The organism is Steroidobacter sp. (assembly GCF_016790065.1).
Classification (GTDB): domain Bacteria; phylum Pseudomonadota; class Gammaproteobacteria; order Steroidobacterales; family Steroidobacteraceae; genus Steroidobacter.
Map to the genome: position 1 here is coordinate 1 of NZ_JAEUPY010000311.1, position 13288 is coordinate 13288.

The 13288-nt window shown below is 60.3% G+C and carries 10 protein-coding genes; 4 read left to right on the plus strand and 6 right to left on the minus strand.

The window, feature by feature from the left end:
* Together JNL55_RS13150 and JNL55_RS13155 are read right to left on the minus strand one after the other, a co-directional pair.
* On the minus strand, positions 1–989 hold a 989-nt coding region (locus JNL55_RS13150; RefSeq protein WP_293853601.1), incomplete at its 3' end, for a formylglycine-generating enzyme family protein.
* A 34-nt stretch (positions 990–1023) separates the two neighbouring features.
* Positions 1024–2082 carry a glycoside hydrolase family 43 protein gene (locus JNL55_RS13155; protein ID WP_293853604.1) on the minus strand — a complete coding sequence of 353 codons (1059 nt, stop codon included), beginning with the start codon at positions 2080–2082 and terminating at the stop codon, positions 1024–1026.
* 90 nt (positions 2083–2172) lie between these two features.
* On the opposite strand from JNL55_RS13155, the gene JNL55_RS13160 reads away from it, so the two are divergent.
* The 3 genes from JNL55_RS13160 to JNL55_RS13170 all read left to right on the plus strand — a co-directional run bounded on the left by JNL55_RS13160 (position 2173) and on the right by JNL55_RS13170 (position 5422).
* A complete protein-coding gene (locus tag JNL55_RS13160; RefSeq protein ID WP_293853606.1) occupies positions 2173–3588 on the plus strand; it encodes a sulfatase in 1416 nt (471 codons plus the stop codon).
* Positions 3585–4592: a glycoside hydrolase family 43 protein gene (locus tag JNL55_RS13165; protein ID WP_293853608.1), complete on the plus strand. Its 1008-nt coding sequence runs from the start codon at positions 3585–3587 to the stop codon at positions 4590–4592. Before JNL55_RS13160 ends, JNL55_RS13165 begins: the two co-directional genes overlap by 4 nt.
* 83 nt (positions 4593–4675) lie before the next feature.
* Entirely contained in the window at positions 4676–5422 is a 747-nt protein-coding gene (locus JNL55_RS13170; protein WP_293853611.1) for a FadR/GntR family transcriptional regulator, read from the plus strand.
* A gap of 11 nt (positions 5423–5433) precedes the next feature.
* Here the strand turns inward: JNL55_RS13170 and JNL55_RS13175 are convergent, their stop codons facing one another.
* The gene (locus JNL55_RS13175) at positions 5434–8226 is read right to left on the minus strand and encodes a TonB-dependent receptor (protein ID WP_293853614.1); all 2793 of its coding nucleotides are present in this window, start codon (positions 8224–8226) and stop codon (positions 5434–5436) included.
* Positions 8227–8493: 267 nt separating this feature from the next.
* On the opposite strand from JNL55_RS13175, the gene JNL55_RS13180 reads away from it, so the two are divergent.
* Positions 8494–9750: an efflux RND transporter periplasmic adaptor subunit gene (locus tag JNL55_RS13180; protein ID WP_293853616.1), complete on the plus strand. Its 1257-nt coding sequence runs from the start codon at positions 8494–8496 to the stop codon at positions 9748–9750.
* 6 nt (positions 9751–9756) lie between these two features.
* Here JNL55_RS13180 and JNL55_RS13185 read toward each other — a convergent pair whose 3' ends face one another.
* The 3 genes from JNL55_RS13185 to JNL55_RS13195 all read right to left on the minus strand — a co-directional run.
* The gene (locus tag JNL55_RS13185) at positions 9757–11448 is read right to left on the minus strand and encodes a serine hydrolase domain-containing protein (protein WP_293853618.1); all 1692 of its coding nucleotides are present in this window, start codon (positions 11446–11448) and stop codon (positions 9757–9759) included.
* 18 nt (positions 11449–11466) lie between these two features.
* On the minus strand, positions 11467–12513 hold the full coding sequence (locus JNL55_RS13190; protein WP_293853620.1) for a DUF1611 domain-containing protein: 1047 nt from the start codon (positions 12511–12513) through the stop codon (positions 11467–11469).
* A gap of 48 nt (positions 12514–12561) precedes the next feature.
* A partial coding sequence (locus JNL55_RS13195; protein WP_293853623.1) for an amidohydrolase family protein occupies positions 12562–13288 on the minus strand: 727 nt, incomplete at its 5' end.

Genomic DNA, 13288 nt, shown 5'->3' on the forward strand with positions numbered 1-13288 from the left:
GAGGTGTCGGGTCCACGAGGATTGCCAGCGACCTCACCGGACGCGACCAGCTGCGCGTAGTAGTCGGGCCGATACCAATCGCTGACCCATTCCCAGACATTGCCACCAACGTCGTACAACCCATAACCGTTCGGCGGAAACTGTGCGACGGCTGCGATGCCGGGATGATGATCCTCGCCGGCGTCGTGATCGGGAAAGCGACCTTGATGAGTGTTGGCCATCCATTTCGATTCCGGCGTGAACTCATCGCCCCACGGATACAACTTGCCGGCGAGTCCGCCGCGCGCTGCGAATTCCCATTCGGCTTCGGTGGGCAAGCGCTTTCCTGCCCACTGCGCGTAGGCCAACGCATCTTCATAAGCAACATGCACGACAGGGAACTGCTCCTTGCCTGTGATGCTGCTGCCTGGTCCAAGCGGGTGACGCCAGTTCGCATCCGGCACGTACCGCCACCATTGCGAATGATCGTTGAGTGAGACGGCATGCTCGGGAGGTGAGAATACGACCGAGCCCGCGACCAGCGCTTCCACAGGCACGCCGGGATAATCTTCGGCTTTGGGCTTACGCTCACTGACGGTGACGTACTTCGTCGCCTTCACGAATTCCGCGAACTGAGCGTTGGTGACTTCAGTTGCGTCCATCCAGAATCCGTCGACGCGCACCCGATGAATCGGACGCGAGTCGTGGGTCGCCTGCATGCCGACGTCATTCATGCCTGGCGTCGGCGCGATTCCCATGGAGAACTCGCCGCCCGGAATCCATACCATGCCGTGCGGAGCTTCGCCCGGCGGTGTCGCGTCGTTTGCAACCGTTGGTTGGAAATCGTCGCGGCTCGTCGGCTTCGTCGGCGATGCCACGGATTCTTCGCTAGGCGCTTTGGCAGCTTTGTCACAACCAGCGAGACTCAGCGCCGTGAACAGCACGGCAACGCTCGCTGCTAGCTGCCACGACTTCTCAGCAACACGACGCTCTTCTTTCTTCAACAGCATAGGTTTCCTCGTGAGCCGCGAGCCGGCCTCTGACTCAGGGAGGGCTTCGGCCGGCGGGGCAACGCCACTCCTCCGCCGCGCCGGTGACCGGTTCAACAAACGGCTCACCCGCTGCAGTCCACTTCAGTTCATCGATATGCATCGCTCGGCAACGGTCCCGCTGGCCGTCCGGCAACACATTCCATGCGTGATACGCCATCACCAGACGACCCCGGACTCGCAAGATCGACTGATGCCCTGGACCGAACCAGTTTACGGACTTCGCCGGGGTCCTCAACATCGGTTGGGTGCTGGCGTCCTTGCAGGGCCCGAGCGGCCCGTCGCAGCGAGCATAGCCGACTGCATAATCTGCCTTGTCGTACGCATTCGCTGAATAGAACAGATAGTACGCGCCATCACGCTCGAGCATGGTGGGCGCCTCGATCACTTTTCCTTCCCACGGCTGGTCATTGCTCACGCCGAGCCGCGTCGTTTCGCCAACCGTTGCGAGTCCAGTTGCGTCGAGTTCGCGCGCCAAGATCCAAGTCGTCCGCCCGCAGCAGTTGCCGTCATTCTTGTAATAAAGATACCGCCGGTCGCCATCCCGAAACGGACTCACATCGATCACGCCTTCCGGAAATTCATCGCAAATCAGTGGCGTGTCTTGCGGAACGAAATCCCGATCCGGCCGAGCGCTGACGGCGGTGCCGATACACAAGCGCCCGACGCCATCGGGCCGAGTGACGTTGGCGGAGCGAGCACTGAAGTACAGGACATAGCGCGAATCGATGCGCAGAACCTCCGGAGCCCACACATCGGACTTGTTCGGATTCACCCACGCCGGCAAACGCATGAGGCCCTCAGTCGGCGCCGACCAGTGCTGAAGATCGTCGGAGGACGAAACCTGCACGCGCACTCCGCCGGAGTTGGTGGCGTAGGCATAGAAGCGACCGTCGGCTTCGAGCAGGAACGGATCCGGAAAATTCTGCCTCAGCACTGGATTGTGGACCGCCAGCGGCTCGACTCGGCCGGCGCCGAGCAGCCAGAGACCCAGGAAAACCAGGCCAATCCGGCCCGCCACCCCAGTCACGCAGCGCTGTTCGGAGGCCAACATGTATTTATCTTATAAATCCCTGAAACCGATTTCCTTTTATCATACTAATCTCTATATTGGCAGCTGGTCCGGAGCGGGGATACGCCATTCATGACTGACACGACTGCAGCGCTGGCACGGCGCGCGTTTGCCCTTTTCGCGCTGTTCATTTGCAGCTTTGCCGGCGCCGCGGAGCGGCCGAATCTAGTGCTGTTCATTGCCGACGATCTGAGCTGGCACGATGTGGGCACGTACGGCAACCGGGACGTTCGCACGCCGAATCTCGACCAGCTGGCCCGCGAAGGCATGACTTTCCAACGCGCATTCGCGGCATCGCCGACATGCGCGCCGTCCCGCTCAGCGCTTTTTACCGGCACTTATCCGATGCGCAATGGCGCACACGCGAATCACAGCGTCGTCTCGTCGTCGCTGCGCACGTGGCCGGAGTATTTGAACTCGCTGGGTTATCGCACCGTGATTGCGGGCAAGACGCACTTTGGACCGCGCGAGCGCTTTCCTTTCGAGTACCTCGCGAACTCGAACGTCAATGCGCCAGGTAAACCAGAAGTTCTGAACACCGACCTGGGCACCGCGGCCATCGAAGCACTACTGAAGTCGCATGATCGCAAGCAGCCGCTGGCATTGGTCGTCGCAGCTCATTCGCCGCACGTCTACTGGCCGGAAATCAACGGCTACACGCCTGCGAACCTGACGCTGAAGCCGTATATGGTCGACACACCGGAAACGCGTGCCGCCCTCGCCCGCTATTACACCGACGTCACGCAGATGGACCGCGAAGTGGGCATCGTGCGTGCCGCGCTTGATCGCTTCGGCTACGCGAAGAACACGCTCTTCATGTTCACTTCCGATCAGGGTGCTCAGTTTCCCGCAGCGAAGTGGTCGCTTTACGACGCCGGCATTCGCGTGCCGTTGATTGCAGCGTGGCCCGGCCACACGCCTCGCAGCGCTTCGAACGACGCCATCGTGTCGCTCGTCGACGTCCTGCCGACGATGGTCGAAGCCGGCGGCGGCGAAGCCCCCAAAGACATCGATGGCCGCAGCTTCACCGCGGTGCTGGAAGGTAAGTCCACTCAGCATCTCGACGCCGCGTTCGCCGCCCACACCGGCGACGGCGAAATGAACCGAGCCCCCTCGCGAGCGATCCGCACTGCCCGCTTCAAATACATCGCCAATCTGCGGCCCGACATCACGTATGGAACTCACATCAGCGAAGGCAATGGCAAAGACGGCCGCGACTATTGGGACACGTGGGTGAAGCTCGCCGAGACCGATCCCGCCGCCGCGCGTCTGGTACGCCGCTATCGCGATAAACCGGCCGACGAACTCTATGACCTGGCCAACGATCCGTTCGAGCTGGTCAATCTCGCGGGCGATCCCGCCTACGCACGCACGCTAGTGGATCTGCGCGGCCGACTCGACGCTTGGCGCGTACAACAGGGCGAACGTCTCGATTTCGTTCCCATGCCGGAAGATGCTCAGCGCGGCAAACTTCTTTATCGCGAGTGAACCAGCACGCAGCACTATTGGTAACGTCGCTAGCGATTCTGGCGGGATGTGCTGCACCCCGCCCCGCTACCTACACCAATCCGCTGCTGCCTTCCGGCCCCGATCCTTGGATCACTCAGGCCGACGGGATCTATTACTACACCCACACGCTGGGCGATCGAATCGCGCTGTGGCGGACCAAAAATATCGCTGAGCTGGAGCAAGCATCGAGCGTGGTCGTCTGGCGCCCGCCCGCAACGGGGCCCAATGCTCATTCCATCTGGGCTCCCGAACTGCATCGTCTCGACGGCAAATGGTTCATCTATTACTCCGCGACCGCGAGTGGCTTCAAGGATGACGCGCATCGCGCCGTGTTCGTGCTGGAGAACGATGCCGACGATCCGATGACCGGCACCTGGATAGATCGCGGCCGAGTCAACACGACTCACGCAGGAATCGATGGCACCGTGTTCGATCATGCCGGCCAACGCTACTTTGTATATTCGCCCTACGTCGAATCGGACACGGCTCTGGCGATCGCACGTATGGAAAATCCTTGGACGCTCGCAGGCCCGGAAAGCGTGCTGACCCGCCCCGATCGACCCTGGGAACAACGAGGCGGTCGCCAAATCGTCGAAGGTCCGGAATTTTTGCCGGGGCCGAACGGGGATTTGTTTCTAACCTATTCGGCGAGCGCCTGCTGGTCGGACGACTATTCGCTGGGCCTGCTCCATGCACCGCCCGGTGCCGATCCGCTCGATGCTGCAGCGTGGAGCAAGTCGCCGCAGCCCGTGCTTCACAGCGCCAACGGGGTTTATGCAACCGGACACAATGGCTTCTTCTCGTCGCCGGACGGCAAGGAAACCTGGATCATCTATCACGCCAATGCCGGACCCGGCATGAAATGCACAGCGAAACGCGCTCCGCATATTCAGCGCTTCGTTTGGAATGAAGCTGGCTGGCCGCAGTTTGGCGCACCGCTGCCCATAGGCACACCGCTGCCAGTGCCTTCAGGAACTCGCTGACGGACCAGGCCTTCTAGCACCGCTCATGGTTGGATGGTAATGTCGTTTCATATGATCAACAGCCTGACCTCAGGGCGTTCGTGATGGATCCGACTTCCTCGGATCTCAGATTACAACTGGGCCGCAACCTGACGCACGGCCTGCTGGATGCATTGGGCCGCGCCATCGTCACAGGCCGTTACGACAACGGTCCGTTTCCCACCGAAGCCGAACTCGCCAAACAACACGGCGTGAGCCGCTCGGTGACGCGTGAAGCGGTGAAGATGCTCACGGCCAAAGGACTGGTCAGCGCCCGCCCCCGCCAAGGCACCATCGTGCAACCCAGCTCGTCCTGGAATTTGTTCGATACCGATGTGCTGCGTTGGTTGTTGAATCGAAAGTTTTCTGTGGAACTGTTACGGCAGTTCAATCAGCTGCGCATTGCCATAGAGCCGGAGGCCGCAGCGCTGGCAGCGTTGCTGGCCGACGACGGCGATCGCGCCGCCATTAGTGCCGGTCTGAAACGTATGAAAGCCGCCGAGGGCGGTGCCGATGACGCACTCGAAGCCGACATCGCGTTTCATGTCGCGGTCCTCAAAGGCTCGAAGAATCCTTTCTTCGCGCAGTTTCAGGACGTGGTCGCGACCGCCCTGCGCAGTTCCATTCAATTCACCAATCGCATCAAGGGCCATGCCGCCAGCATTCCGGACCACGCGGCGGTCGAGCAGGCCATTCTGAAACGTCAGCCCGACAAGGCCCGCAACGCCATGAAGAAATTGGTCGGCGACGTGTTGGACTTGATCAATACCGTGGAGATTGCGTCGAGCGCCGCTCCCAAGAAGCGGCGCTGACGTAACCCTCTCTAGAACTTCATGCGAGCGCCGACGCTGTAAATCGTCTCGTCGCCGTTCAACTGGAACACCACCCGCTCGTTGCCCCAATACATCGCGGTCTTGTTACGCAGCAGGTTGGTGCCGCCCACATCCACTCGCAACGAGTCGTTGATGTCGTAACCGATGCTGAAGTCGAGGCGACCTGCCGGGCGAACATAGGACAGCAACGTCGGCACGTAGGCTTCGTTGACCCGATCCGCATCGAACGGCCGCAATGCCACGCTACCGGTGTTATCCGCGTTGATGTACTTGGAACGATAGGTCCAGATCAACCGGCCGCTGAGACCGAACTTGTCGTAGAGCAGACCGGTCGTGTAGTTGTACTTGGACACACCGACCAGAGGATTGCCCGCCAGCGGATCGTCGCCCTTGATCTCCGAATCCGCCAGCGTGAATGCACCCTGCACGCCGATGCCCGAGAACGCACCGGGCAGGAAGTCGAAGAAGTATTGCGCGCTGACCTCGATACCGTGCAAGTCCACCGAGCCGACGTTCCGCGGGCTGGACATCAAATAATTGAGTCCGTTGATGGTCTCTTGAGTGTTCGCGGTGACGACGCGATCCTTGATCTTGCGGTAGTAGCCGGTCACCGCCGCATAGCCGCTGTCGAAATAGTATTCGGCCGTCAGGTCGACGCTGTCCGACTGTTGTGGCTTCAAATTCGGATTGCCGCGCGTGCCGGTGTTGAGCAAGAACACGTTGCCCACCAGCGTCAGCGATTCCGTGGGATTCAGCGACGAGAAATCCGGACGCCGCATGGAGCGCGAGTACGTCAAACGCGTCTGGAACGAATTCGGGAACACCAAGCGCGCCGTCGCCGCCGGCAACACGTCGACATCCGAGGTACTGACTCGCACCGGAGTGTAAGTAGTGCCGGTACGCTCGAAGCCCTCGATGGTACGGTCGGTCTTCACTACACGCGTGCCGATCACGCCATCCAACGTCAACGAGCCCAGCGGAATTTCATATCCGCCTTCGACGTAGGCCGCATAAGTCGGCTCCTCGCCGTTGAACTGTTTGGTCGGATCGAAATCCGGCCGATGCAGCGGCAGATTGAACAGAGCGCGCAACTCGTTACGTCCGCGCTCCGAGCGCAGATACTCCGGATTCACACCGAGAAACTCAGCACCACCGTTGAGACGCGGCGCCTCGCCGATGACAGCGAGAAAGTCCGACGACAACGGCAGGCTGGAAACCAGTCGCGCGGTCGCCTCACTCGCAGTGCCGATGTTGCCGAAGCCGATCGACTGGACCGTGTTAGCCTGTTGAACCTGCTCGAATAACGCCTCGCGCTTGGCATAGCGGATGCCGGTCTTGAGCTTCTGGAAGAACCCCCCCATCTCAAACTCACCGTCGAGCCGCGCCTGGAGCAACTCACCCTCGGCCTGCGTGTAGTTCTGGTTGATCGAGTTGCGCAACGACAAGTTGGTCGAGATCAACGGAATCGAAGGATCGATGGTGAAAGACGGACCGTCATCGTCATCCAATGTCACGAAGATGGTCGGCACGCGCTGCCCGACTTCAGCATTGAAGTTCTGCAGGAACGAACGCGACGTCTGATACGCCAGATCGAAGTTGAGCTTGGCGCCACCGCGTTCGAAATTGAAACCGCTGGCGATCATCTTGTTGCGCTGAGTGATGTCCTCCGACGAAGAGTTCTGATTGATCACGACGTTGTTGAAACGCGCGCTCTTCAGTTCGCAGACACGCTGCACCGTGAACGGCTGCAACGACACGGTGCCGTCGGCATTGTTGACCAGCGTCGGGTTGGTGCCATTGGCGTTGACGCGAGCGTCGAAGCAGTAATCGCTGACGGTGATGTCGGAGATCTGCGAGTTATTGGTAAACGGCTGCGGGTTGAAACCGGCAAAGCCCGTGGTGCTGCGGAAATGGGTGAACAGACCGTCCGCATAGACCTGCAGCTCCGGTGTCGCCTGCCACTGAACTGCCGCATTCGCTTGCGCGCGGTCGATGTCGCCCACGTCGGGCATGTTTCGTAACACCTGCGGAATCAGCAGTCCGGGCACGTTGAGCGGCGACACGCCCGAATAGCGGCGCTCACCCAGGTTGCTCACGCTGCGGATGTTCTCGGCACGCGAATAGGTAGCGTTGATCAGCGCGCCGATCTCTCCGATCGAGGTTTCGGTCGTGCCGGCCGCGAGCATGCCGAACTGCGGATTGTGGGCTTCGGCGATCGTGGCGTAATTGTCGCGAGCAGTGATGACCGCCGTCGGCTCGTTGAAGCTGAAGGGACGATTGAGCCGCAGGTCGAGCGCGCCAGCCACGCCGCCCTCGATCTGGTCCACTGTCTGCGACTTGTACGCGTCGATGCGGGCCAGCGCCTCGGCCGGCACGTCTTGAAGATCGAAGCCGCGACCGGTGGTCGTGACCACTTCGCGACCGTTCACTGTAGTGAGGATGTCGGTCAGGCCGCGAATGCGGACGCCCGACAATTCGTTGTTACGGTCGTTCTGCACCTGGATGCCAGGCACGCGTTGCAAAGCTGCAGCAACGGTCGGATCAGGGAGTTTGCCGATGTCGGTCGCGACGATGGAATCGACCACGCCAACGGCATCGCGCTTCAACTCCGCCGCGCGTTCCAGCGACTGACGCACGCCGGTGACGACGATCTCTTCCACCTGCGAGGGTGCTTCCTGCGTAGAAGAAGCTACATCTTGTGCTGCCGGCCCACTCTCTTGAGCAATGGCAGGCATGGCAATGAACACAGCCGTGGCCGAGACGGCGAACAGGTCGAACCGCATATCCCCCCCTTTCCAAGTTTTGCGCTTGTACGCCACCGAACATCCAGCGTGGCGTCTATTGGCGGATTAATATTATAAAACTGAAAAATGGTCAACTGCTGACTGGATTTGCCGTTAGTTACCTGCTTGTAACTGGCTGTCCGAATTCGCACAGTCGGGCCGGCTCGAGGGCTGCGAATATTAGCTAACTCATTGATGCCCGCAAGATTTCACGAATCTGCGTAGTCCCTTAAACTGGCGCTCGTGACTCGCCCCGCCGTGACTTCCATGGACCATCCCGTCGTTTTGCCCTGGTGGCGGCGGCGTTGGATCAATGTGGCACTGACAGTGCCCGCGCTCATCGGTGTGCTCGTTGCGCTCATGAGTTGGCTTGGTCCCGCTGCACGCAGCGTGCGTGCCGAGCAAGAGAGACTCAGCATCGCGACTGTGAGCGACGACGTGTATCGCGACTTCATCCCGTTCCGAGCAACGGTGGTGCCGTTGGAAACTATCTATCTGGACGCACTGGAAGGCGGTCGTGTCGAGCACGTGCATGTGCAGCCCGGCGATGCGGTAACAATCGGGCAACAATTAATCGAACTGAGCAACACGGAACTGGAACTCACAGTGCTCGACCGGGAAGCACGCTTGATCGAGTCCATCGTGCAATTGCAGGCGTACCAAACGCAGCTGGAACAGAATCATCTCAACAATCAGAAGGCGCTGGCCGAGATCGATTACAACATCGCTCGACTCACCCGCTCCTCCCAGCGTCGCGGCAATCTTGCCGAGCGTGGCGTTGAATCGCGCGAGAACTTCGATGCGGTCCAGGACGAGTTGCGCTACGCGCAGACGCTACGTCCTCTACAGGAGCGCAGTAACGAACAACAGAATGCGCTTCGCGTGCAACAACTACCGCAGATCGCTGCCCAGCTCGACAAGCTGCACCAGGATGTGGAGATCACGCGCAGTAAGCTCGACGCTTTGAATGTGCGTGCGCCGGCAGCCGGCCGCATGACCGCCATCGATCTCAAGGTGGGCGAGAACCGAAATCGGGGCGCGCGGCTGGGTGAGATCACGCCCGCCACCGGCTTTAAATTGACCGCTGAGGTCGATGAGTATTACTTGAACCGGCTACGCAACGATCAGATCGCCACGGTGGAGACCGGAACCACTCATCGGCAATTGCGTGTGACGCGAGTTTATCCTCGCGTCGAGAACGGTGTGTTTCGCGTCGACCTCGCCTTCATCGACGCCATGCCCAGCGACCTGCTCCCGGGTCAAACACAGCAAGGAAAAATTGCGCTGGGTGGCGATTCACGCACGCTGGTGCTGCCCACCGGCCCCTTCCTGCAACACACGGGTGGCAACTGGGCGTTCGTGGTGAGCGAGGATGGACGCACGGCCGAGCGCCGAGCCATCAAGATCGGTCGGCGCAATATCGAACAAGTAGAGATCTTATCCGGCCTCCGCGCGGGCGAGCGGGTGATCGTCTCCGACTACACCCGCTTCGAGCGCATCGATCGTATCGAGCTGGATCGCTGATGATTCTCAGGGCATGTCCACTCGGTACAGCGGCACACCAGTTGCCTGCAGGCGTAGCGTCACGCCGTCATCGAGCGTGTCGAACTGAAAGCGTTCGGGGCTGTGCTCCGGAGCTGCGGGCCGAAACAGTCCGGGGCCGACGGCTACCAGCTCTTCACTAAACGTCGCATTGCCGGAGGGCGCTACCATGAGGCGACCGCCGCGCACGAACACTCGTACGTCCGGCCCTTCATCGGCGTGATTTCGGTATCGCCCAACGTACGCGCGATACTCTGGAGGTGTCGCTGAGACCTGCTCTCCAGCAGAGCTGTGCTTTGTGTACCAAGCCGCGCCGTTGGACACGCCTTGCGCACTACCGCTAGCCTGCTTCGGATCGACAAAGAATAGGTATGCGCCTGTCTGGCGGCTGCTGTAAATGTCTCGCCCCACTCTGGTGAGATTGAATCGCGTACCGTCCGCTCGTTGCACGCTCAATCCGCCAGGTGCTTTGGAGAAAACGATCGGCCCGCCGTCTTGCGTTTGGTACGTGCCTTCATAGGCGGATGTGTCGTTGACGTCTTCCACCGGCAGGCGCTCGTACTTCCGAAACTCGCCGGGTTTACCGTCACCGCCCACAGCCTTCGAAGCAATGCCGACGATCTTCCCTATCACTTCTCCATCCAGCCTGGCGTTACCCAGAATCGTCACCGCAAAGCCTTCATCGATATGTGCTTCGAGGTGACTATTGAAAGCGTAGATCGCCCCTCCGTGGCCTACCACAGTGTGCCCCTGCGCTGTGGACACCTGCACGCCATAGCCATAAGTCGCGTCGTCGCTAGTCGATGTGATGATTTTCTGGAAGGCTGCTTCGGAGATGATGCGCCCGTTCGGCGTGGCGCCGCGATTTAGCAGGAGTCGCGCGAAAGCATCCATGTCGCCCGCGGTGCTCGCGATGCCGCCATCCGCCGCGATGTATGGAAACCAGTTCGCTTCGACGAAGCTGCCGTCTTGCGGCGAGCGTTCGTAGCTGATGGCGAGCGAGGGCCGGACGGTCTCATCCATCTGCGGCACTGTCGCTCGCATCCCAAGGGGCGCGAGTAGCCGTCGCTCCAGAATCGATGCAAATGCATCGCCATCGATTCGCTCCGTCACATAGCCTAGCAATTGATACCCCGTGTTCGAATACGCAAAGTGCGTTCCGGGCGCATAGGTCGGCTGAAAATCACGTAGCGCGTAGATTGCATAGCGCATCGAAGACAGATGCACCAAGTAGTTGGGTAAGCCGGACGTGTGATTGAGCAACGAATGGCCGGTGATTTCCGGAAACGCCGAGTTCACTCGAAGCTGCGGCAAGTAGCGACTGACGGGTACGGCGGGATCGAACTTTCCCGCATCCGCCATCTGCATCAAAACCACGCTCGTAAACGACTTGGAGATCGAGCCGATCGCGAACTTGGTCTCTGCGGTGACTGGCTTGCGAGCTTTCAGATCCGCATAGCCATGCAGCACCGTGCCGAGTAGCCGTTCCCGATTCGAGATACCGACGGCGATTCCCGGCACGGCATCGGAATCGGCCAGCACCGTCTTTATTTGCTTGAGCGCTTGAGCAACGCGCTCGTGCTCTTTGGCATCGGACCGGCTGGCGCCGTGAGCCCCCAGCCCCGCCAGCAGAATCGACAACCCACCGAGCATCACCGAGACACGCCTGAAACGTTGCATCGACGCTCCCAATTCTTGTTAACGACCCAAAATTCTCTCGACCAACTCGCCCAGTTCGGGACCGCCGCGCACTGGGTCCGCGACTGGTAACTTCAACGCCGCGGAAGTTTCTCGGAGCACCTGCCTCGCAGCGGACTCATCCAATCGCGAGGTGTTCAGTGATACACCGGCGCAACGTGCGTTCGGGTTGGTCATGCGCGCCAAGCGGGTCGTGAGTTCAATTGCCTCTGGCAGACTCGGCGTCGCATAGCCTTCGAGCCCGACGATGCGATCCCGCCCCACTTCATGACAGAGCACGAGGACATCGGGTTGCGAGCCATGCAGCAGTCCCAACGAAACGCCCGCATACGAAGGATGAAACACCGAGCCCTGCCCTTCGATGACATCCCAATGATTCGCCGGCGCATCGGGACTGAGCATCTCAGCTGCACCCGCGACGAAATCGCTGACGACCGCATCGATGGGAATACCCGCCCCTGAGATCAAGATTCCAGTCTGACCCGTGGCTCGAAAATCCGAGTCGATTCCTCGACTGCGCAGCTCGCGATGAAGGGTAAGTGCGGTGTATTTCTTCCCGAGTGCACAATCGGTGCCCACGGTCAGTAATCGCTTGCCGCTGCGCTTGCGCCCGGTTGCTACGGGAATCCCTTGCGGCGGCACCCGGATGTTGATCAAAGATCTGCCGGTACGCTCGGCGGCTTTCTGCAAAGGGGAACAATCGCGCAGTTTGGAGTGCGCGCCACTGACGATATCCAGCCCCGCCTCCATCCCCCGCACTAGATAGTCGATCCAGCTCGGGTCGATGATGCCGCCGATGTTTGCAACGCCAATGACCAAAGACCGCGCGCCCGCTCGATAAGCAGTCGCTGGATCCATATAAGGCAAACCAATGCTGATCGGAGTGGAGTCGCATCGATACTCACCGACGCAAAGTTCGCGCGCCCAGTCGCGCAGACCCAGCGCAGTCTTCATGAACGTGGTTTCGTGGGCATTGCCCAGGAACAGCAAGTACGGCTGCGGGATCCGCGTGACTGCAGCTGCATGGATAACTGGAACGGCTGACATGATTTGTCGATCCCCGCGTAAACTGATCTGGTTCTAATAAGGCTCGGATTAGTGATCGTATCGAGCCTGCACCGGCGCGCCGGGAAACGCGTTGTCCACCAGCTTGCCGCGATCGACCACCAGCACGCCGTTGACCATGACGTAGTGGAAGCCTTGCGAGTATTGCTTGGCTTTCAGATACGTTGCCTGCTCGCGCACCGTCTTCGGATCGAACACGACAATGTCGGCATCCGCGCCTACCTGTAGACGACCTTTACTTTTCATCGCCGGAACGAACGCTTCCAGGCGCTGCGCCGGCTTCAAACTCATCTTCGCAATGGCCTGGCTGAGCGTTAGCGCGCCCACATCGCGCACATAGTGTCCTAGGACCCTAGCGAACGAACCGGCAGTGCGCGGATGACTGTAGTCTCCCGCTTCGAGATTTCCTGAGTCGCTGACCACCATCATCAGTGGGTCACGAAGCAACGCGACGATGGTCTCCTCGGTGTTCATATGCATCAGCACGCCGTCGTCATCGGTGCCGGTGCGAAGCGCGTCGAACTGCGCACGCGTGAGACGTTTGCCGGTGGCGGTCGACTGCAAGTCTTCCGGGCCAACGCCCCAGCGCTGCTCCCAACCGGGATCGAACATGACGCTTCGGATGCTGTCGGAGGACGCATCCCACGGATAAGTCTCGGTGCTCACGTCCAGGCCGCGATCTCTAGCGCCGTGAATCAGTTTGAGCAATGCCGGCGAGGCAGACATGCCCATGCTGTTCAGATGCATGATGTGAACG